Raw genomic sequence first — 22,389 nt, 5'->3', positions numbered from 1 at the left:
GTTGAATTTGGGTATTGACCTGATTGATAAGAGAACAACAATTTATTAACCTTGTATATTTTATATAGCCCTTGATTATAATGATCGGGGGCTATATTATTTCATTTGCCGTATGAGAGGGGCTACAAATGTTTGAAGACCGGAACGGTTTCATTGACGATAAATCTCACTTGATCTGGCCTTCCCCTGTCATTTTTTGGAAGATTATTAAAGCTCCCTGTCCTTATGATGACCATATGGTACTCAGGAACCATAATGATGTATTGCCCCTGAAGTCCAAGAAAGTAATAATGTTGGATGGGATTGTCATTATTGACCCAAAGCCCCATCCCGTATATTTCTTCTGATTTTTGAGTAGGTGTTCGCATGAGTTCTATGAACTCTAGGTTCAGAATTTGTTTATTTCCTACCTTGCCATCATTCAGGAAGAGCTGTCCGAGCTTTGCGAAGTCTCTGGAGGTGGAATGAATACAGCAATATGTCTTTTCCATTCCACTGTCATCCACACTCCACTCAGCATTGTGTTCCATACCTAGAGGAATCCAGAATTTCTCGGATAAATAGCTCGCCAAAGACTGATCCAGAGCTTTTCTTACCGCGAATCCCAATAGCTGTGTTGAGCCGCTTTGGTATTCAAACCTTGCACCCGGCTTTTCTTTAAATTTTCTCGGAAAAGTGGCTTTGATCAGACTCTTTCCATAGTAAGCTTTGGCGTTGGGTAAGAAAGGGTTCTTATAATTTTCTTCCCAGTCCAGTCCCGCTTCCATTTGAGCCAGATTCTTTAAAGATAGCAGGTTTCCATATTCTTTATTTTTGAACGTTTCGAAAAAATCAGTATATTTTTTATCCAGGCTATCGATTTTCCCTTCTTCTAGAGCTTTCCCCAAAAGCATTACCGTAACGGCCTTAGCCATAGAAAATGAATTGGTTTTAGAGGATTGATCATAACCGTTCCAGTATTGTTCATGAACTAATTTTTCATTTTTAATAACCAGGAAAGAAGCGGTGTTACTTTTAATTAAATCTTCAACTAAGATTTTAGGTAGTTGTATCTTGTTATATTTCTCAGATTTTTCCCACGGTTTAGGTTGTTGTGTTGCAATAATATTTTTTGGAAATAGTTTTCCGTCATCGATATTGGCACTTGACTTTCCCTTTAAATAGGTTTTTGCAATACCACTGAATAAATAGCCATACCCTAAGGTATATATAAGAATAATGATAAGGATGAGCGAGAGCAGAACGCCCTGGAGTATGATTAGCCACATGTGCTTTCAGAGTTAAAGTTATGAGACAAATCTATTTAAAAAAATCATATGAAAATAAAAAGCCTTGAAAAAATCAAGGCCTTTACTCTATATTTTTGAAAGTAAATTTCGGAAATTTGTTTTCTCATCAATAATTCTTCTGAGCTCAGAAACAGGAACTCTTTCCTGAACCATAGTGTCTCTGTCTCTCAATGTTACCGTATTATCCTGAAGAGAATCATGATCTATAGTGATACAGTAGGGAGTACCGATAGCGTCCTGTCTTCTGTAACGTTTACCGATACTGTCTTTTTCTTCATAAATAAGGTTGAAGTCATATTTCAGATCATTGAAGATTTTTTCTGCATATTCGCCCATTCCTTCTTTTTTCATTAAAGGAAGTATAGCGGCTTTGATTGGAGCAATCGCAGGCGGAAGAGATAAAACTGTTCTTTCTGAACCATCTTCCAATACTTCGTCTTTTAAGCAGTTGGAGAATACAGCTAAGAATAGCCTGTCAAGACCTACGGATGTTTCTACTACATAAGGAACATAGGTTTCATTTCTTTCATGATCAAAGAACTGTAATTTTCTTCCTGAATGTTTTTCATGTGCCTTTAAGTCGAAATCCGTTCTTGAGTGAATCCCTTCCAGTTCCTTGAATCCAAACGGGAAATTAAATTCAATGTCCGCGGCAGCATTCGCATAGTGGGCTAGCTTTTCATGATCGTGGAATCTGTAATTATCATTTCCAAGGCCAAGAGCCAGATGCCATTTTAAACGGGTCTCCTTCCATTTTTCATAGAATTCCAATTCTGTTCCCGGAGCTACAAAAAATTGCATTTCCATTTGTTCGAATTCACGCATTCTGAAAATAAACTGTCTTGCAACGATTTCATTTCTGAAAGCTTTTCCTATCTGGGCAATACCAAACGGAAGTTTATGACGGGACGTTTTCTGAACATTCAGAAAGTTCACAAAGATACCCTGTGCTGTTTCCGGTCTTAAATAAAGATCCATAGCATTTTCAGCGGAAGCACCTAATTTAGTTCCAAACATAAGGTTGAACTGTCTTACGTCCGTCCAGTTTTTAGAACCGGTATCAGGATCAGCAATTTCCAGCTCTTCGATCAGTGCTTTTACATCAGCCAGATCTTCGTTCTCTAAAGACTTGGCTAACCGGCCAAGGATGGAAGTTCTTTTAGCTCTGTACTCTAATATTTTGGGATTGGTAGTTTCAAATTGTTCCTTATCAAAAGAATCACCGAATCTTTTGGCAGCTTTTTCTATCTCTTTCTTCTCTTTTTCCTCAATTTTAGCACAATAATCTTCCACTAAAACATCTGCTCTGAAACGTTTTTTAGAATCTTTATTGTCAATCAAAGGGTCATTGAAGGCATCTACGTGGCCTGAAGCCTTCCAAGTGGTAGGGTGCATAAGAATTGCAGAATCTATCCCCACAATATTTTCATTAAGCTGTACCATAGCTTTCCACCAATATTGTTTAATATTATTCTTTAACTCGGCTCCATTTTGTCCATAATCGTATACAGCGGATAAACCATCGTATATTTCACTGGATGGAAAAATGAAACCATATTCCTTTGCGTGAGAGATCACCTTCTTGAAAACATCTTCTTGCTTTGCCATTTTGAACTGATTTTTTACAAAAGTATTGAATTTAACATAGATTTTATAATTCCACCTGTAAAAACTTTGTTTACACACTGTCAGTTTCTTTAGTGATAAATATCATGCCCCTATTTCTATTTCTCTTGATTTAAATATACAGTACTCATAAATATCTATGAGTTTAAATATTTAATTATTTACATTTAATAATTAAGGCATTTATGCTTAATGTAAAGGTATTCGGTTAATATCCTTAACAAAATGTTTTTAATGCTTTTTTTATTTTTGTTTATTCTAAATAAATGTATATGAAAAAAGTTAATTATTTTTTATTGGCCATTTCTTTTTCACCAGTTTTTTATTATGCCCAGGAAAAGAAAGATTCCATAAAAAGTAATAACCTGGATGAGGTTATAATAACAGCAACCAGGTCGCCGGAAATGTTGAAAAAATCGACTTCTACGGTTTCTGTTATCAATAGGAAACAAATTGCAGAGCAATCTTTGATATCTCCTGATCTGAGCAATATCCTGGCTTATACGATACCGGGAATGGCTTTTGGAAATAATCAGATGGGAAACAGGGGGCAGACTCTCCGCGGAAGGGATGTTCTTGTGATGATCGATGGAATTCCCCAGTCAAGTCCTTTAAGGAAATCGGATCGTAATATAAGAACCATAGACCCTGCCATTATAGAACGAGTAGAGGTAGTAAAAGGAGCAACTTCCATATATGGGAACGGGGCAGAAGGAGGGCTTATTAATTATATCACTAAAAAAGATAATAGTAATAAGACCATTTCCGGGAATACAACTTTTAGCTTTACCGGTCATGACTTATTTAATAATAAAATGTTTAAATCTGATGGCGGAGCCGGCTACAGGGTTTCTCAAAGCTTATATGGTAAGGTTAGTAAATGGGATTACTTTGTCAACTATGATTTTACAAGAAGTGGTGTAAAGCTGGACGGAGAAGGATTGGTTCAGAGCCCAAGATATGGACTGGGAGAAACAAATATGAATAACGCTTTTGCAAAAATTGGATATACCATAAATGAAGACAGTCGAGTGGAATTGATGTATAACTTTTTTTCCAGTTTACAGGACTCAAAATATATTCTTGATAAAGGAAAATATGGAGAATCCCCATCTTTAGGGAAATTGGGGGATCGTGTAGGAGTGAAAGAAGGAACAAGGTATAATCATAACGGATATATTTCTTATATCAATAAAAATATATTCAAGAATACCTCTTTAAATACTTCTCTTTATTTTCAGGATCTATACACTATCTATGATTACAGGGAGCCGCCTCGATGGAAAACCGGGGGACAATCGACCATTTTAGATAAAAAGTATGGTTTCAGGGCAGACTTTACTACTCAATTTAAAGAGGGGAATACTCCTGTAATATCTCTGACCTATGGTATTGATGCCTTAAAGGAAAATACTTCACAGCCCTTGGTGGATGGACGTATCTGGGTTCCGGAACTTGAACTCTTATCTTTTGCTCCGTTTGTACAGAGTAAAATATTCATTACCGATGATCTTTCCATGAAAGCAGGAGTACGATGGGACTGGATACAGGTAAATGTGCCCAGTTATTCTACACTTCCATCAGGAAAAGATATTCCCTATGATGTGGAAGGCGGGAAGCTTAGATATACCAATTGGTCTTATAACTTAGGGTTAAATTACCATTTGGCAGATCCTCTTCAACTATATACATCTTATTCAAGGGGATTTAGTATTTATGATCTGGGACGAACATTACGGGATGCAAAAAGTAATGTACTGAGTCAGATAGAAACGGAGCCGGTAGTAGTGGATAGTTATGAAATTGGGATTAACAGTAAAGTGACTCAGTGGCTTAACCTTTCAGCAAGTTATTTTTACAACTATACACAGTTGGGAACAGAATTGGTTTCTTCCAATGGATTTTGGGTGGTAGACCGTACCCCTCAGTATGTACAAGGAGTTGAGATCACAGCAGATGCCTATCTTTTTAAGGGACTGAATATTGGAGGAGCCTATACTTATCAGGAAGGAAAAAAATATGAAGAAGAAGGAAAGAAATATTTGAATGGAACCAGTATCGCAGCACCAAGGCTCAATTCTTATGTGAAATATGATTTTAATAAACTGCATTTAGGCGTTTATTATTTGCATTCATTCGAAAGAGACCGTTTTAAGCCCGATGTAAAAACAGGAAAATATGAAGAGGGACAGGGACCGGTAAAATCTTTTGGACTTTTCAATTTTGAAGGAAGTTACCAGTTCAATAAATCATTAAAACTTGGGTTGGGAATAGAGAATGTATTAAATAAAACCTATTATACTCCTACCTCTATGTTCACTGTACGAGATGCAGAATATGTACGGGGAAATGGGAGGTATTACACTGTTTCAATGAGTTTTAGCTATTAGATAATTTTAAGAGTTAAGTCTTGTTATTTGATTATTAGAAGGCAAAGTATCCGTTTCTGTATGTTTATCGGATGCTTTGTTTTTTTATTTATTAAATGAAAAAATGAGCGATGGTGTAGATGATAAGACCTACCAAGCCTCCTACCAGGGTTCCGTTTACCCGGATAAACTGAAGGTCTTTTCCAACTTCAAGCTCCAGCTTTTCACTCAGTTCTTTTCCCTGCCAGTTTCCGACAGTGGAACTGATGAGGTTCCCAAATTGATGAGTATTCCTTAGAATGTATTTATAAGCTGTTAAGCGTACCCAGTGATCTATTTTATTTTGAAACACTTCATCTGTTTTGAGATTTTGTGAAAACTCATTGAGATTTTTAGTAATATAAGATTTAAGGGAAGAATGCTCTTCTTTCAATTCTTTGATTATAGTTTTTTTGATGGAAATCCAGATGTCATTGGAATATTGATCCAGTCTTTCATTATTCAGCAGATCTTTCTTGATTGAATTAAATTCATTTTCCCATTTTGGATCTTGTTTGAGGTCTACAGAGAATTCATAGATTTTTTTGGTGATCAATGTACGGATTTCATGCTGGGGATCTTCTTCGATTTCACGGAAAAAATCAGAAAGGCCGCTTGCAATTTTATCAGCAATTTTGTTATCAATGAATTTGGGAACAAATGAATAGCTTCCTTTTTGTACCCTTTCCTGGATCATCTCTTCATTTTCAATGATATAATCTTTGATCTGCTTTGAGAGATTGGTTATAATTCTCTGATGGTCATTTTTTTCCAGAATATAATGGATTCCGTTTCCTACAATAGCATTGAGCTTAATGTCGGAAGCCATTTCAGAAACTTTTTTACTTATAAAATTACTTACGGAAGAATCCTCAAGCTTATTCAGTATATCTAATACGATATCTGAAATATTGGCAATCAGTATATCCTGATTTTTTTCTTTTGCGAGCCATTCCCCTACATAATTGGAAACTTTGAGTTTTTGGATATAAGGTCTGATATTTTGTGGAGAAAGAAAGTTTGTTACAACAAAACTTCCCAGGTTGTCACCTAGTTTCTGTTTGCTGTTCTCAATAAGATTGGTATGGGGAATAGGTAATCCTAGCGGATGACGGAAAAGAGCGGTTACCGCAAACCAGTCAGCAAGGGCACCTACCATTGCCGCCTCCGAAAAAGCTCGTACATAGCCGATCCAATGAGAATCGGTGGTCTTCTGTAAAATAGTCATTAAAATAAAAGTAATGGCCATTACCAGAAAAAGTCCTGTGGCAAATGCTTTATATTTTCTTAGCTGTTTTCTTTTGGCTTCATCATTCATATTCTATCAAATTTAGTAATTTTGATTATGAAACTAAGAGATTTTCTATTTAACTGATCTTTTAGATTCAATGGTGTCATTAGAAACATACGGATTATCAAAACAATTTATATGAAAATTTTAATTTCCATATCATTGATCATTTTTCTGCAAATGTGTTCGCAGACACAAAAACCTGTTAAATCTACTCCTATGGAAAATAAAGAAGCAAAAAACAATCCATATTATTCGAGAACTGATACTGCAAAACTGACTGTTTCCAATGAGGAATGGAAAAAAATCCTGTCACCAGAGTTGTATGCGGTGGCTAGAGAAGCGGCAACAGAAAGGGCTTTTACCGGAAAGTATAATGAATTTGATGAAATTGGAGATTATTATTGTGCGGTCTGTGGACACCATTTATTTCGTTCCACTTCCAAGTTTGCAAGCAGTTGCGGATGGCCGAGTTTTTTTGAAGCCGATAAGGAAGGAGTATATTATAAGCGGGATGTATCCTATGGAATGGATAGGGTGGAAGTGCTTTGTAAAAGATGTGATTCCCACTTGGGGCATGTTTTTGATGATGGTCCAAAACCTACCGGTTTAAGGTATTGTATGAACTCAATAAGTCTGGAATTTGTTCCGGATTCTTCAAAATAATTTGATTTTTATTGAAAATTAAGGAGTTAAAGTTTCTTAAATAGAGTTAAACTTTTTTCATATTAACGTATTGATAATTATGTTTTTATAATTTTGCAGTCGAAATTTATATTTAACAGGGATGAAAGGATTATATAGTGCATTAGGTATCGTTTACATGATTACGACTTCATTTTACCTTTCCAATGGAAAAGTAGATACTAAAAAAGAAATCAGCGGTACTAAAAAAACTGAAACGATAACCACAACAAAAACAACAAAAACCAATACAGAAGTTACTTCCTCAGAAGAACTTTATAATTCAATAGGATTTGAAAATGAGCACAAATTAAATTATGAAGCGTTTTCAAAAGGAATTTTAGGATTTGAAAATCTGAAAAAAGCTGGAATGCTTGATCCTGATGCCCATCTTTTAACTATTTGTGATTTTTCTTTATCTTCCAATACAAAGAGACTTTGGGTAATTGATATCAATGAGAGAAAAGTCCTGTTTAATTCATTAGTGGCTCACGGAAAAAATACAGGAGAAGAATTTGCTGAGAATTTTTCCAATACTGAAAGTTCATATCAAAGCAGTTTAGGGTTTTATATTACAGATACGACCTATGAAGGAGACAACGGTTATTCTTTGAAATTGCTTGGAATGGATAAAGGGTTTAATGATGCTGCTTTCAAAAGAGCGATTGTAATGCATGGAGCGGATTATGTAAGTGAAGAATTTGCGAGTGTGCATAAAAGAATCGGAAGAAGCTGGGGATGTCCTGCTTTACCGAGATCTTTATCCGAACCTATCATCAATACGATAAAAGGAAAAAATTGTCTTTTTATTTATTATCCTGATCAAAACTACCTTTCCTCCTCGGAATGGTTGAAATCATAAAAAAGCAGTCAGAAATGACTGCTTTTTTATTTTATGCCCCGTTAAATTTTTTGAATACCAAGGTTGCATTGTGACCTCCGAATCCAAAAGCATTGCTTAAAGCGAAATTGATGTTTTTTTCTTTCGCTTCATTGAAAACAATGTTGATATCCCGTGGAATATTTTCATCCACATTTTGAACATTAATGGTCGGCGGAATAATTCCATTCTGGATAGCTTTAATAGAAAGTATCGCTTCCGCAGCACCTGCAGCACCTAATAAATGTCCGGTCATGGATTTAGTAGCACTGATATCAAGATTTTGACTTCCTTTGAAAAGTTTATTGATGGCTTTCAGTTCAAGGAGATCCCCAAGTGGAGTTGAAGTTGCATGGGGATTAATATAGTTGATTTCTTCAATATTAGCACCCGCTTCTTTAATAGCTAGCTGCATAGCTTTAATGGCACCCACTCCTTCAGGATGTGGGGCGGTCATATGATGAGCATCAGCGGTCATAGCAGCACCCACAAGTTCTGCATAAATTTTTGCTCCCCGGCTTTTAGCATGCTCATATTCTTCAAGAACTAGAGCTCCAGCACCTTCTCCCATTACGAAACCATCTCTGTCAGCATCATAAGGACGGCTTGCACTAAGGTAATCTTCATTTCTTGTTGACATAGCTTTCATTACAGAGAAGCCACCTACTGAAGCAGGGGTAATTGCAGCTTCTGACCCTCCGCTGATGATTGCTTTGGCTTTTCCTAAGCGGATATAATTAAAGGCATCCATTAATGCCGTATTTCCTGTAGCACATGCAGAAACTGTTGTGTAATTGATTCCCCGAAGCCCAAATTTCATGGATATCATCCCTGAAGCCATGTTAACTATGAATTTAGGTACAAAGAAAGGATTAAAACGTGGGGTTCCGTCTCCAAGATTGAATTCTGTCACTTCATTTTCGAAAGTGAGCATTCCGCCTTGTCCCGTTCCCCAGATTACACCCGTGTCGAACGGATCCATTTTCTCCAGCTCCAGACCGGAATCTTGGATAGCTTCCGAGGAAGCATAAAGGGCATACTGAGTGAAGAGATCACTTCTCTTGATTTCCTGATGGGTTAAGTGATTTCCTGGATTAAAGTCCTTTAATTCGCAAGCGAACTGAACTTTAAATTTCTCAGCATTAAAATGCCGAATAGGGGCAGCACCGCTTTTTCCGTTAATGCTATTTTTCCAAAAATCTTCGACATTGTTTCCCAGTGGTGTTACTGCTCCAAGTCCTGTAATGACAACTCTTTTCATAGATAGTTATTAATCTTGTTCTTTTATAATAAGAGGTTTTCTTTTAAATTCTTTTGTAGTTAAGGCTAAGCCGTGAGCTCCCCGTCAATAATAATAAGTATCCTGTTTAGAACAAGATCCAGATATTTCTTCTCTCCGCTCGTTTTTGAAAGCAAAAGCCCACCTTCTATCAGCATGATAAATAAGTAGGAGTATTCTTCTGCATCATATTCTTGTCTTATTTCTCCGTTCAACTGTCCCTCACGGATTACTTCAGCTGTTTTATCTGCCCACTCCTCAAAAGATTTTTTAACCTGTGTTCTAAGCGTAGGGAAAGTATCGTCGGCTTCAGTAGCGGCATTCATTAAGGGACATCCTCCCGTAGAATATACAATATCCCAGTTCTCTTTGTAGAAGTCCACCATAGCCCTAAGTTTATCGAGACAGGTTGAATATTGTGCTCCAAAAGAACACATCATGTGTTTGCTCACCAAGGCCGCATTATGTTTATAAACCTCAAGAGCAACTTCTTCTTTATTTTCAAAGTTTCCATAAATGCTTCCTTTTGTAAGTCCCGTAGCTTCTGTGATGTCTGAAATGGACGTAGAAGCATAACCCTTACAATTGAATAAAGAGGCTGTTTTTTCAATAATGAACTGTCTTGTTTTATCTGCTTTTGACATATTAAATAGAAAACGAAAACAAATATATAAAAAAATATACCGATCGGTATATTTTTTTATATAATCAGGGTAATGGCTATCCGGATTTTATATTATCTGAACAAAGCCTCCTTGAGGGCAAGTGCCGCCTGAGATAATGCTTCCTGAATAGCAGGAACATGTGAAATAGGATTTAATAAACCATAATCATGAATAAATCCTTTAAAATCTGTAATTGTAGTAGGTACTCCCGCTTCATCAAGTTTTCTGGCATAAGCTACTCCTTCATCATGAAGAATGTCATTTTCAGCTACTTGTACCAATGCTGGAGGTAAACCTTTCAGCTCTTCTAAGGAAGCCTGGAATGGAGATGCATACTTTTCTTTTCTCTGTCCCAGATCAGAAGTATAATTATTCCACATCCATTTCATCAATGGAGCTGTAAGGAATCTTTCTTCAGCATATTTTTCCCATGATTCTCTTGTGAAGTCCGCATCCGTTACGGGCCATAATAAAACCTGTTGTTTAAGCTCAGGACCTTTTCTGTCCTTGGCAAGTAATGCTACAACAGCAGTCATATTACCTCCTACACTGTTACCTGCAATAGCTAATCTTGAACTGTCAACTCCTATTTCTTTACCGTTTTCAGCCACCCATTTTGTTGCTGCATAAGCCTGATTGATAGCAACCGGATATTGAGCTTCCGGTGAAGGTGTATAGTCTGGGAATACAGCTACAGCACCACTTTTTACAACTAAATCCCTTACCAGTCTCTTGTGAGTAGGGTAGTCTCCCAAAACCCATCCTCCACCATGGAAGAACATAAATACAGGAAGCCCGTCTTTTGCTCCTCTAGGTTTAACCACATGAATATTTACGGTAATACCATCCTGAGTGATTGTTCTTTCGGAGTCTTCAATATCGGAATAATCATAACTTACTGAATTTTGTGCGCCGACTAATACCAGCCTTGCATCTTCCGGAGACATTTCTTCGATAGGTTTTCCTCCTCCACTGTTTAAGTCTTTAAGGAAGGACCTTATTTCTCTTAAAATACTTGGATCTTGCGCTGCGGGTAGTGAATTTTTTGACATAATTTTTGTTTTTGATTGTTTGTAATATGATTTAAGCTAATGTTGCATTGAGCGTAATTTCAAAATTGAAAGCGGCACTTACAGGGCATCCCTCCTCTGCTATTTTGGCGAATTTCTGGAATTCTTCTTCCGAAATCCCTGGAATTTTTGCAGTTAAAGTCAATTCAGATTTCGTAATTTTTCCTATCTGAGGATCAAGAGTGATTACAGATTTTGTTGTTAACTCCTCTGCAGTGAAACCAGCCTGCGAAAGTTCAGCAGTTAATTTCATAGTGAAGCAACCTGCATGGGCTGCTGCCAGTAGTTCTTCAGGGTTTGTTCCCACGCCCTCAGCAAAACGGCTGCTGAAAGAATACTGAGTTTTATTCAAAGTAGTACTCTGTGTAGTTAAATGTCCTTTACCTTCTTTAATGTTACCGTTCCAAACGGCTGTTGCGCTACGTTTCATAATGATTGTTTTTAATATTAATGATTTGTTTGATTTTGATATGACAAATTTATGGTGTCTGAGAACTCGAATAAATAGACAATTGACCTTAAGTATTGCACTATTTTCCCACAGAGTAATTTTTTTTGAAATTAGTAGGTGTGCTTCCTACTTTACTGGTGAAAAGCCTGTTAAAATAGGCAGGGTCTTCATAGCCTAAATCATAGGCGATTTCTTTTACCGGCTTATCCGTATAAAACAGAAGTCTTTTTGCTTCCAGTAAAATTCTGTTAATAATAAACTGGTTAGGAGAATTTATATTCAGGCTTTTGAACTTGTGGGTTAAAGTTTTGGGAGCGAGATGAAGAAGCTCGGCATAATCAGCTACGGTATGTTTTTCTCTGAAATGGATCTCCAAAAGCCTGCTGAAATTCCTGAATAACTCAATATCATTATGGGTTATGTTTTCATTCCTGTTATCTATATTTTGCTTCTTCCAATTCCTAGTTGCGCGAATGATAATTTGTTTCAAATAGGTTCTTATCATTTCCTCTCTGGAAGATTCTTTACCCTCCAACTCATCATAGATGTTATTAAACAAAGTTTTTATGGTATTCATTTCTTTGTCATCCAGCTCTATTTTTGGAATTTCAAAAATATTATTGAATAAAAGCCCGTCACAGGCTACTTCTTTATCATGGATCTGTACACAGTAAAAATCACGGTTATAATAAATCAGGAATGAATCTTCTTTACCTTTCTTAACTTCAAGATATTGATTGGTATTGATGAAAAATAGAGTAGGCCCCGTTGTTTTATAATGAGTGAAATCCGTTCTTAGCTCATAACCTTCAGGGGCAAAAAAAATTTTAATATAAGGCTTGAATCGGTTTTCGTGGATGTATTTCAGAGTGTTTTCAGAAAAAATTCCAAATCCTAATTTCTTGTAATGGTCTTCAAAAATGAATTCTTGTGTGATCATATGTATTCTATCTTAATTAAAAATACAAAAAAGCATGATGTCTGCCTAGTAAAAAATTGACATCATGCTTATATCTGTAGAAAAAAAATTTTAGAATGTTACGTCTAATCCTACATAAAGATTGATTTTCATAATAGGAGCGTATACCATTCCTCCGTCAAAATAATTTCCGAAAGGATTTCTGAAATCTACTATTGCATTTTTCTGAGAATAAGAAGTGAGGTTTTCTCCTCCTAAATAAGCTCTGATTTTTTTGTTGAAATTCTTTGAAACCTGAGCGTTGAGAACAGCATAAGAGCTGGAGTATTCAGGTAACTGAAACTCTGCCGGATTACTTGAAGTATAAGGAAGTCTCTGCTTACCTACCCAATTAAGTGTAGTGTCAAAACTCCAGAATCCGCCCTTATCATTTTTATTAGTAGAATAAGCCAAATTAACAAAGCCTCTGTGCTTGGCCATGAAAGGGACCTGTCTTCTTCCTGTTTCATAATCAGCCTGTACATCATAATATTTATAGGCTATTTTTACATCAAAGTTTTTTAAAGGGATGAAGTCCCATTGAGTCTGGAAGCTATTGGCAAAAGATTTTCCGTCTAAATTATAAAATACGAGCTGCTGAGGTGACTGATCAAGATCTGCTAACACCTGATTCTGGAAATCTGTTCTGAAGAAATCTGCAATAATGGTTGATTTTCTGCCGAATATTTTGAATTCCTGCTGTAAACTGGCTCCATAATTCCACGCAATTTCAGGCTTTAAACCATAAATATCTCCTCCATTCGGTATGATCTGAATAGTACGGTTAGAAGCGAAATACTGTTGGTTTTCAGCAAAAACAGATGCTGTTCTGAATCCTCTTCCGGCTGAAAGCCTCAAAATGGTTTTAGGAGTGAAATCATATTTGAAATTTACCCTTGGTGTGAACTGAGTTCCTGCAAGGTTGTGAAAGTCAGCTCTTGCACCTGCTACCAAAGTATATTTTAATCCGGTTAATGTATATTCTGCGAAGATTCCCGGAACGATTTCATTTCTCTTATAATTATCGGTAAGGTAGGTTTCATCGTATCCGTCATACATAAAACTTGCTCCCGCTTTATATTTATGATTGGTATTTCCGATAATGCTTTCAAAAATCAAATTGGAATAAAAAGTATTCTGTTTTCCGGAATAATTTCTCAATCCAAAGAAACTGTCCTGCTGGTGGTAAACGTACTGATTCATCCATCCTAAACTCTGATAAGGCTTACCTTTGAACACATACCCTGTTTTATTCCAAACCTGAAATCTTGAGATATTGATTCCTACACCATATGCTGACTGCTCATTTTGGGGTAACTGTTTGTTAAAAGAAGTCTGCCCTGCGGTTCTCTCATCCTTTACAAAGTTAATTCCGAAATGCGATCCTAAGCCTGACTTTTCCAGGTCATTATAATTAAGCAAATAAGCTGCATTAATCTGGGTGCCTTTCGGGCGGTCCAGAAACCCGTCATCATTCATATCCGTATTCCCAAAAGTTCCGTTTCCGTGCAGTAAAATGGTTTGTGACCATTGTTCGTTGATGGGAGCAACATAGGTGATGTTGGCTTCTGTTCTTCCGTTTAAATCTGCAAATAAATTAAGAGAAGTTTCCGGTTCCTTAGCATTTTTCAGCAATTCCGTATTAATCTGGCCTGTGATGCTTTCATACCCGTTAGTAACCGTGCTTCCTCCTTTGGTAAGCTGAATGCTTTCAATCCATCTTCCGGGAATAAAATTCAGTCCATAAGCAGAAGCCAGTCCTCTGATTTCGGGTAATAGCTCTTTGGTTAAACTTGTATATTTCTGGTCCAGTCCAAGCATTTTAAGCTGCTTGGTTCCGGTTACTGCATTACTGAATGATACATCTACTGTAGCATTGGTTTCGAAACTCTCGGAAAGGTTGCAGCATGCTGCTTTTAATAATTCTTTTTTATCAATATTGAAAACGAGTCCGGCTTCTTTTTTACTCAATGAAGTAGATGCTTTTGAAGCGGATAATTTCACTTCCTCAATATTCTTTTCATGCTGGCTGTGATTGTTGGAACTGGGCTCAGCCTCTTCAAAATGGACTTTTGAACCTTTTACACCTAAAGCAGCTTCTCTGTCATACAGACAACATTCGGGAAGGTTGTTGTAAACTGCATCTTTGGCTGTGTATTTTTCATTATCGTGTCCTACATCTGCAATCTTCTTTAGAATTTTATCTGCTGAAGTTTTTGCCGGATCAAAATTTAAAATCACGCTTTGGGTTTCCGGGCTCCAGTCTGCCGCTTCAGCTCCGGCATCTTTTGCTGCTTTTTCAATTCGTGCTTTACATGACGAGCAATTTCCTTTTACATAGAATTCATTTTCTTTTTTAAAATTTAGTGCTTCCATAGGAGCGGTTTTCATGTCTGTTGTACCTCTTTCATAATGACAACATGCTGGCAAACTTTCATAAACACTGTCTGAAGCTTTGAATTTTTCATTATCATGTCCGGCTTCTGCTATTTTTTGCAGGATAGTGTCCGGAGAAATATTCGAGTCTGTTTCCAGCGTCAGAGTTTGTGTATCAACAGAATATCTTGCGATTTTTGCACCTGCTTTTTTTGCTGTGGTTTCAATTCTTTCCTTACACATTTCACAGTTCCCTTTTACCTGAAACTGATTTTTTGTAAGCGTCTGAGAAAATAGTAATTGAATAGATAATAGTAATGTACCAAGAATAAACCTGGATATATATAATTTCATTTGATTTAAATTTAGATTAATTAAAAACTTGTTCATGGGGAAATCCGATGAACTTTTTACATGTAATAATTAACCTATCTTCGGTGGCTGCCAGATTTCTTCCAGACTATCGGAAATATAGGGATCCACGTATTGGAATCTTAGGTTTTCCTTCAGGTCGTAAACGGAAAGTAAGGAAGTGAAAGAATGATTAACAGAAGGAATTTCTATAAAAGAATAACAAATAATACATGATGAACAACAGTCGTCATTACATGATGATGTTTTCTTATCATGCTTACCATGTCCTTCTGATGAAGTTTTGTGGTTTTTGCAACAATCTTTTTTTTCAGTGGCTGTTGTGATACGGCAGCAATCTTCTTTTGAGGATTGAGCATACAGGATGTCTTTAGGAATCAAAAAGAGACCTAAACACAAAAGAATTGTTAAAAACCTGAATGCTTTCACGCTGCAAAATTACAAAAATTATGGCAAAGGATCCCCAACTTTTATTGCACAATCATGAAAAGGTTCGCCATGCGGAGGGTTTAATGCTGGTTTTTCACCTACTGCCAGTTTTTGTTCAGAGGATGCTGGAGCAGGGGTTCCTTGAATGGTTCCTGTAGTTGGCTGTGGGGCTGATTTACTGTTAAGAGGTTGTCCTACAGGAATATCACATCGATGTCCTGGTTCTCCATGAGGAGGATTCATTCCGGGTGCTGTCTTCGTTTTTTGAACGGAACTGGTATTCGCTGTAATCGTATTTGGATCTATCTGGATAGCATTGGGAACTACATTGTTATTAGGGACTACCGGTGCTGCCTGGTTTAACGGTTGTCCTACGGGAATATCACACCGGTGTCCCGGCTGTCCGTGAGGAGGATTCATTCCTGCTGAGGTTATCATTGTTGATCCCGACTGGTTCAGAAGGGAAACATTGGACGAATTATTAGTGACAGAAGTAACTTGCTGAACTTTGCCTTCGTCTTTTAAATAAGTCGGTCTTTCGTCTTTCTTACAAGAAGTACTTAAGAATCCAAGCGCTAAAATTCCTATAATTATATTTTTCATATCAGATTACATTATGTAAAATTAGCAAAACATTTTTAAATGCTTTGCTAACTTAATGCTTATAATCTGATTTTAGAATTAATTCTTAACTAAAAGTCTGAATCCTTCTCCGTGCACGTTGATAATTTCCAATCCTTCATCATCTTTTAACAGCTTACGAAGTTTGGCAATATACACGTCCATACTTCTTGCTGTAAAATAGTTCTCTTTTTTCCAGATTTTTCTCAATGCAAGGTCTCTTGGCATGAAATCATTACGGTGGATACAAAGAAGTTTTAGAAGTTCATTTTCTTTTGGTGAAAGCTTGTATTCCTTATCTCCAACTCTTAACTGTCTCAGCATAGAGTCAAAGAAGATATTGCTTATTTTGAACTGTTCCTGCTCCTCATTTTCCAAAGTAGAGCTTCTCTGAAGAATAGCTTTGATTTTGTAAAGAAGCAACTCGGTGTCAAATGGTTTTGTGATATAATCATCCGCTCCCAATTGGTACCCTTTAAGAATATCCTCTCTCATATTTCTTGCAGTAAGGAAAATGATAGGAGTATTTTTATCAATCTTTTTTACATCTTCAGCTAATGAAAACCCATCTTTTTTAGGCATCATTACATCAAAAATGCATATGTCAAACTCGTTTTCTGTAAATTCTTTTAGCCCCTGTTCTCCATCTGTTGCAAGGGTGACTTCAAAATTATTTATTGTTAAATAATCTTTCAATACAGCTCCAAAACTTTGATCGTCTTCTACTAATAAGATTCTGTTGCTCATATTATATTTGTTTTATTTTTTATTAAACCATCGGAAGTTTGATTGTGAAGGTACTTCCCATTCCCTTATGTGAGTCTACAATAATTTGTCCTTTATGTAGTTCTATAATTTTTTTTACGTAGGATAATCCTAATCCCTGTCCTTTTACATTGTGTACATTTCCGGTTTCTTCCCTGAAGAATTTCTCAAATATTTTACCTTTATTTTGGGTTTCCATTCCCATTCCTTTATCTGAAATCTCTATAACATACCAATTGCCTTCATTCCGTGTCTTGATATTGATTTCAGGTGTTTCTGGAGAATATTTATTGGCATTATCCAAAAGGTTGATTAACGTATTGGACAAGTGAAATTCATCTACATTGAAAGTATATCGTTCGGCTGTAAATTCTGAAGTCAGAGAACCGTTTCTTTGGGCTACAATGATCTCAAAAGAAGAAGTGATTTCCTTGATAAGCTCTCTTACGTTGGTTTCCTTTAAGAATAGCTTTACTTCATTCCTTTCCAGTTTAGACATATTAAGAACGTTCTCCACCTGCTTTTTCATTCTCAAATTCTCCTGCTTAATAAGTCCTGAATAGTATTTTACCTTTTCCGGATTAGTAGCTATTTTATCATTAGCCAAAGAATCGGTAGCAACAGAAATTGTAGCTAAAGGCGTTTTAAACTCATGGGACATATTATTAATGAAGTCCGTTTTAACTTCTGCAAGCTTCTTTTGTTTCATCATATAATTGATCGAAATAATATAAATGCCCAGAATCGTTAATAGAGAAAGGAATGTCCCCAATAACATCGGCCAGTTATTCATGGCGAGTGAATATTCTTTTTTAGGAAATACTAAAGCAAGTGTATATAAGGTGCGGTCTTTTTTATCCGTAAAAAGGGGATATGTATAAGAATTATTATCTTTTTTCTCTTTAAAATCTTTGTCTGCAACACTTGTCTGTTTGTTGTTTTTATCAAGAATTCCAAATCCGAATTTTGCAGTTATACCCTTCATTTTCAATTCTTTTGTAAGAACTGAATCCAGCGTCTTTTCATCAACTCTTTTTGTAATAGGAAGATTGTTGCCATAAATTTTCGCAAACTCTTTCATAGCGTAATCTCCATTTTCAATATCCTGATTGATTTCAGAGGTAAGCTGCTCCCGTTGAGTAGTATCTCTTTTTATTTTATAGGCAGCTTCATCCGTATACAGCTTGGTAAGATTCAGTGAATCTCCGCGTTGGGAAATAGGAAGCTGCTGTCTTTCAATAATATTTTTGGAATAGATGATCTGTCTTTGGGTTCCCGAATCCTGTACCTGCTGGATAGTGGTTAAAGAAGGCTGATCTTTATTGTCAAGGACATTCTGTCTGAAATTAATAAAATCATCATTCAGATATTTTTCCACTTCTATTTCAGCAACTGCTTTTGAGGTGTTTTCTAATGCGGAATATACCTTATTAGAGAAGTCCTGTTCCAATGCCCCGTAATATCCTTTCAGCCAATAAAATTGGAGTGTGACGAAGACAATGAGGGAAATTGTCATAAACACTGAAATTATTGGGATGAACTTATTATTCATTATCAAATTATTGTGAATTATGAATGTTAAAAATAATTATTTTAAGACTTCATAAACAAAAAACGAGCCAAAAAATTGTATTTTTTTTCTTAAAAGTATGAGTTTTAACATTTTTTTATAAATATTGGATTAATTGTCATATGAAAAGCCTTTCTTAGAAATAAAAAACTAAGTTTGTTAAAATAACTAATTATGGAATCTAATATCATTTTTAACAAAGATTTTGACTCAAAGGCTGTCTATGTAATGAAAGTTTACAAAAGCAATGTTTCAGAAGTATGGAATTATTTTACCCAATCCGAATTATTGGACCAGTGGTGGGGGCCTAAGCCCTGGAAATGTGAAACTGTTCAGATGGATTTTACGAAGGGTGGCATCTGGCGTTATGCGATGGTAGGACCGGATGGAGGAAAAATGTATGCTCAGGTTCAGTTTGGTGAAATTATGGAACACAGAAGTTTCGATGGATCGAATACATTTTGTGATGAGAAAGGAAATGTAAATGAAGATTTTCCTCCGGCTCAATGGCTGTTTGGTTTCACAGGTGTAGATGAAGGAGTGAAGGTTACGATTAATATTCATTTCTCTTCTGAAGAAGTAATGAAACAACTTTTGGAAATGGGATTTGAAGAAGGTCTTTCAATGGGATTGAATCAGCTTGAAGAGATTCTGATAAGTAATTAAAAAAAATTCAGGAAAGCCAAAGGCTTTCCTGAATTTTATAAAAGTTCTTCATCCTGAAAATATTGAATAATCGCCTTTTTCATGAGAAGGCTTTGCTCATTGGGCTTTAATTCAGGTAAGTCTTCCAGTTTTTCAAATTGTGGCCACCCATCTTCATAATGAGTGAATTTATAATATCCAAATGGCTCAAGAAGCCTACATACAGCAATATGAATTAAATTGACTTTGTCATCTTTGGTATATTTTTGCTGGCCACTTCCCAGTTCCTGAAGTCCTATTAAAAATAATAGTGTTTCAATAGGAGGATTTTTTTCCGTCTGGAAATGATCTTCAAAGAACTGTTCTATTTTTTTCCAGTATTCCGATTCGTTCATTCTCTTTTATTTTCTAATTTTAATAAAAAAGCATATTCCAATGCATCTTCTTTCAGGGATTCAAATCTTCCGCTTGCTCCTCCATGGCCGGAACTCATATCTGTTTTGAATATGAGAATATTGTTATCTGTCTTTAGCTCTCTGAGTTTAGCGGTCCATTTAGCCGGTTCCCAATATTGTACCTGAGAATCATGTAACCCTGTAGTGATAAGTATATTAGGGTAACTTTTGGCTTCTACATTATCATATGGAGAGTAAGATTTCATGTATTCATAATATTCCTTATCATTAGGATTTCCCCATTCTTCGTATTCCCCGGTAGTTAATGGGATTGTTTCATCCAGCATGGTAGTAACTACATCTACAAATGGGACCTGAGCTATAATTCCGTTAAATAAGGAAGGTTCATAATTAACAACAGCTCCTACCAATAATCCTCCGGCACTTCCTCCCATTGCATATAAATGTTGTGAAGAAGTGTAGTTTTCTTTGATGAGGTGCTTTGCAGCGTCTATAAAATCAAAGAAAGTATTTTTCTTTTCCAGCATTTTACCTTCTTCATACCATTCTCTGCCTAAATATTCTCCACCACGTATATGAGCAATAGCATAAATAAATCCTCTGTCCAGAATAGATAATCTTACATTCGAAAAGCTTGCGTCTACAGTATGACCATAGCTTCCATAGCCATATAAAAGCAAAGGAGTATCGGCAGATTTCTTAGTGTCTTTATGATAAACCAATGAAATGGGAACTTTCGTTTTTCCATCTCTTGAATCTGCCCAGATCCTTTCGGAAATATAATTTTCAGAGGAAAATTTTCCACCCAGTACTACCTGTTGTTTAAGGAGTTTGGTAGTACCTTCTTTCATATTATATTCATAGGTGGATCCTGGCTGAGTCAGGGATGTATATCCATATCGTAATACTTCGGTATCAAATTCTAAATTAATTCCGATATAGGCCGTGTAAGTGGGATCTGAAAAAGGAAGATAATGAGAAGTATTATTTTTCTCATCAATAATTTTAATCTGCAGTAAACCTTTTTCTCTTTCTTCAAGGACGAGATAATCTTTAAAGATTTCAAAGCCTTCCAGTAAAACTTCTTTACGGTGAGGAATAACGTCCACCCAGTTTTCTATTCCGCAATTTTCAATCTTGGTTTTTACAATTTTAAAATTAACGGCATCATCAGCATTGGTAATGATGTAGAATTGATCTTCATAGTGTTCTACGGAATATTCCAGGTCTTCTATCCGTTCCTGGATAACTTTCCATTCAGCGGAAACATTATGGGAGGGAATAAACCAATGTTCATCCGAGGTGCTGCTTGAGCTTGCAATGAAGATATATTCCAGTGATTTTGTTTTAAAAACATTTACATCAAAAGCTTCGTCTTTTTCATGGAAAACAAGAATGTCTTCTGAAATATCTGTTCCTAAACGGTGTCTGTACACCTGAAAAGCACGCAGGCTTTTATCCTTTCTGATATAGAAAATATGTTCGTTATCGTGTGCCCAGACTGTTTTTCCTGTAGTATTCGGGATTTTGTCAGGTAATATTTCGCCGGTCTCCAGATTTTTAAAATTTAAAGTATAGATTCTTCTTCCGAGATTATCCGTAGAAAAAGAAGTCATTTTATTGTTAGGACTTACCGCTACACTCCCTACTTCAAAAAAGCTTTCACCTTCCGCCAGAATATTTACGTCCAGAATGATTTCTTCGGGATCTTCTAAGGTCTTGTATTTTCTGCAAAAAATAGGATGCTCTTTTCCTGCTTCATATCGTACGATATACCAATAAGCATTAAAAAAATACGGAAGAGATTCATCATCTTTTTTATATCGGGACTTCATTTCTTCAAAAAGATCTTCCTGAAGTTTTTCAGTGTCTTTCATCATAGCATCGGCGAAAGTATTTTCTTCTTCCAGATATTTGATAACCTCCGGATTTTCTCTTTCATTCAGCCAGAAGTAATTATCGATTCGGGTATCGCCGTGTATTTTAAGTTTCTTTTCTATTTTATTTGCTTGAGGAGCTTTCATTAATGTTAATTGGTGGTCAAATTTGATTACGATATTGGAATGTAAATTTTTGATTATGATTACATTACTTGATAAGTTATTTAAATTGTATTAAAATATGTGTCAACTATATTGAAAATTGTAAAATTCAGAGTTCAAAGATAAAATAAAAAGACTAGGCAAACATATCTGTCTTTGATTTTATTTTTTCAATGGCTGCTACTAAAAAATCTTCGATTATTTAAAATCCGAGATTAGAGTAATAATATAATTGTTAAGTACTATGAAACTGCAACATAAGAAAATGGGAAGCTATGTCTATTGTCCTGAATGGGATACTGCTATGCCTGTGTGCAAATTATTCTGGTGATGAAATTAATTGACATGTTTTTATAAATCTTTTATATCTGAATTAATATCTGATTTTCTATGCAGGATATATTTGGATGGAGTAATCCCTTCCAGCTGCTTAAAAACTCTATTAAAAGTAGCTTGATTAGAAAATCCTGCTTCTGTATAAATATTCATTAAAGTTATCTTTTTCATATCGCTTTCTTTAATAAGCTTTTTAACAAAATTAACCCTGTACTC

At 35.9% G+C, this 22,389-nt stretch carries 20 protein-coding genes; 4 read left to right on the top strand and 16 right to left on the bottom strand.

The window, feature by feature from the left end; genetic code table 11:
• Positions 1–122 precede the first annotated feature (122 nt).
• Both Q0A18_RS14635 and Q0A18_RS14630 read right to left on the bottom strand, forming a co-directional pair.
• The gene (locus tag Q0A18_RS14635; protein WP_292010900.1) at positions 123–1,268 is read right to left on the bottom strand and encodes a serine hydrolase; all 1,146 of its coding nucleotides are present in this window, start codon (positions 1,266–1,268) and stop codon (positions 123–125) included.
• Positions 1,269–1,355: 87 nt separating this feature from the next.
• Positions 1,356–2,897, bottom strand: coding sequence for a glycine--tRNA ligase (locus Q0A18_RS14630; protein ID WP_292010899.1), 1,542 nt, complete (start codon positions 2,895–2,897; stop codon positions 1,356–1,358).
• A gap of 290 nt (positions 2,898–3,187) precedes the next feature.
• Here Q0A18_RS14630 and Q0A18_RS14625 point away from each other — a divergent pair, with 290 nt between their 5' ends.
• The gene (locus Q0A18_RS14625) at positions 3,188–5,305 is read left to right on the top strand and encodes a TonB-dependent receptor (RefSeq protein WP_292010898.1); all 2,118 of its coding nucleotides are present in this window, start codon (positions 3,188–3,190) and stop codon (positions 5,303–5,305) included.
• Between the two features lie 91 nt (positions 5,306–5,396).
• On the opposite strand, the gene Q0A18_RS14620 is transcribed toward Q0A18_RS14625, so the two are convergent.
• Complete coding sequence (locus Q0A18_RS14620) at positions 5,397–6,641, bottom strand: DUF445 domain-containing protein (protein WP_292010897.1); 1,245 nt, start codon at positions 6,639–6,641, stop codon at positions 5,397–5,399.
• A 153-nt stretch (positions 6,642–6,794) separates the two neighbouring features.
• Between Q0A18_RS14620 and msrB the strand changes: the two genes are divergently transcribed.
• Together msrB and Q0A18_RS14610 are read left to right on the top strand one after the other, a co-directional pair.
• Positions 6,795–7,280 (top strand): peptide-methionine (R)-S-oxide reductase MsrB, encoded by a 486-nt coding sequence (msrB, locus tag Q0A18_RS14615; protein WP_292010901.1) that lies wholly within the window; start codon positions 6,795–6,797, stop codon positions 7,278–7,280.
• A gap of 121 nt (positions 7,281–7,401) precedes the next feature.
• Positions 7,402–8,160: a murein L,D-transpeptidase catalytic domain family protein gene (locus Q0A18_RS14610; RefSeq protein WP_292010896.1), complete on the top strand. Its 759-nt coding sequence runs from the start codon at positions 7,402–7,404 to the stop codon at positions 8,158–8,160.
• Positions 8,161–8,191: 31 nt separating this feature from the next.
• Here the strand turns inward: Q0A18_RS14610 and fabF are convergent, their stop codons facing one another.
• The 10 genes from fabF to Q0A18_RS14560 all read right to left on the bottom strand — a co-directional run bounded on the left by fabF (position 8,192) and on the right by Q0A18_RS14560 (position 18,716).
• On the bottom strand, positions 8,192–9,439 hold the full coding sequence (fabF, locus tag Q0A18_RS14605; protein ID WP_292010895.1) for a beta-ketoacyl-ACP synthase II: 1,248 nt from the start codon (positions 9,437–9,439) through the stop codon (positions 8,192–8,194).
• A gap of 65 nt (positions 9,440–9,504) precedes the next feature.
• A complete protein-coding gene (locus tag Q0A18_RS14600) occupies positions 9,505–10,101 on the bottom strand; it encodes a TetR/AcrR family transcriptional regulator (RefSeq protein ID WP_292010894.1) in 597 nt (198 codons plus the stop codon).
• 92 nt (positions 10,102–10,193) lie between these two features.
• On the bottom strand, positions 10,194–11,174 hold the full coding sequence (locus tag Q0A18_RS14595) for an alpha/beta hydrolase (protein WP_292010893.1): 981 nt from the start codon (positions 11,172–11,174) through the stop codon (positions 10,194–10,196).
• A gap of 31 nt (positions 11,175–11,205) precedes the next feature.
• Entirely contained in the window at positions 11,206–11,622 is a 417-nt protein-coding gene (locus tag Q0A18_RS14590) for an OsmC family protein (RefSeq protein ID WP_292010892.1), read from the bottom strand.
• Positions 11,623–11,722: 100 nt separating this feature from the next.
• Entirely contained in the window at positions 11,723–12,583 is an 861-nt protein-coding gene (locus tag Q0A18_RS14585; protein WP_292010891.1) for an AraC family transcriptional regulator, read from the bottom strand.
• A 90-nt stretch (positions 12,584–12,673) separates the two neighbouring features.
• Positions 12,674–15,331: a TonB-dependent receptor gene (locus tag Q0A18_RS14580; RefSeq protein WP_292010890.1), complete on the bottom strand. Its 2,658-nt coding sequence runs from the start codon at positions 15,329–15,331 to the stop codon at positions 12,674–12,676.
• A 69-nt stretch (positions 15,332–15,400) separates the two neighbouring features.
• Entirely contained in the window at positions 15,401–15,730 is a 330-nt protein-coding gene (locus tag Q0A18_RS14575; protein WP_292010889.1) for a hypothetical protein, read from the bottom strand.
• 66 nt (positions 15,731–15,796) lie between these two features.
• Positions 15,797–16,381 (bottom strand): hypothetical protein, encoded by a 585-nt coding sequence (locus tag Q0A18_RS14570; protein WP_292010888.1) that lies wholly within the window; start codon positions 16,379–16,381, stop codon positions 15,797–15,799.
• Between the two features lie 78 nt (positions 16,382–16,459).
• Positions 16,460–17,146 carry a response regulator transcription factor gene (locus tag Q0A18_RS14565; RefSeq protein WP_007842513.1) on the bottom strand — a complete coding sequence of 229 codons (687 nt, stop codon included), beginning with the start codon at positions 17,144–17,146 and terminating at the stop codon, positions 16,460–16,462.
• Positions 17,147–17,168: 22 nt separating this feature from the next.
• Entirely contained in the window at positions 17,169–18,716 is a 1,548-nt protein-coding gene (locus tag Q0A18_RS14560; protein WP_292010887.1) for a HAMP domain-containing sensor histidine kinase, read from the bottom strand.
• Between the two features lie 192 nt (positions 18,717–18,908).
• Here Q0A18_RS14560 and Q0A18_RS14555 point away from each other — a divergent pair, with 192 nt between their 5' ends.
• Positions 18,909–19,400, top strand: a complete 492-nt coding sequence (locus Q0A18_RS14555) for an SRPBCC domain-containing protein (RefSeq protein ID WP_292010886.1) — start codon at positions 18,909–18,911, stop codon at positions 19,398–19,400.
• A 35-nt stretch (positions 19,401–19,435) separates the two neighbouring features.
• Here the strand turns inward: Q0A18_RS14555 and Q0A18_RS14550 are convergent, their stop codons facing one another.
• The 3 genes from Q0A18_RS14550 to Q0A18_RS14540 all read right to left on the bottom strand — a co-directional run.
• Positions 19,436–19,774 (bottom strand): hypothetical protein, encoded by a 339-nt coding sequence (locus tag Q0A18_RS14550; RefSeq protein ID WP_292010885.1) that lies wholly within the window; start codon positions 19,772–19,774, stop codon positions 19,436–19,438.
• A complete protein-coding gene (locus Q0A18_RS14545; RefSeq protein ID WP_292010884.1) occupies positions 19,771–21,819 on the bottom strand; it encodes a S9 family peptidase in 2,049 nt (682 codons plus the stop codon). The genes Q0A18_RS14550 and Q0A18_RS14545 overlap by 4 nt, the downstream gene beginning before the upstream one ends.
• A 369-nt stretch (positions 21,820–22,188) precedes the next feature.
• Positions 22,189–22,389, bottom strand: a 201-nt coding sequence (locus Q0A18_RS14540) for a helix-turn-helix domain-containing protein (protein ID WP_292010883.1), incomplete at its 5' end; no start/stop codon positions are given.

The sequence above is a fragment of the Chryseobacterium sp. genome, from assembly GCF_022712095.1.
Taxonomy (GTDB): Bacteria; Bacteroidota; Bacteroidia; order Flavobacteriales; family Weeksellaceae; genus Chryseobacterium.
Note: the sequence above shows the minus strand (reverse complement) of the source record. Positions and strands in the feature narration are given on the sequence as shown.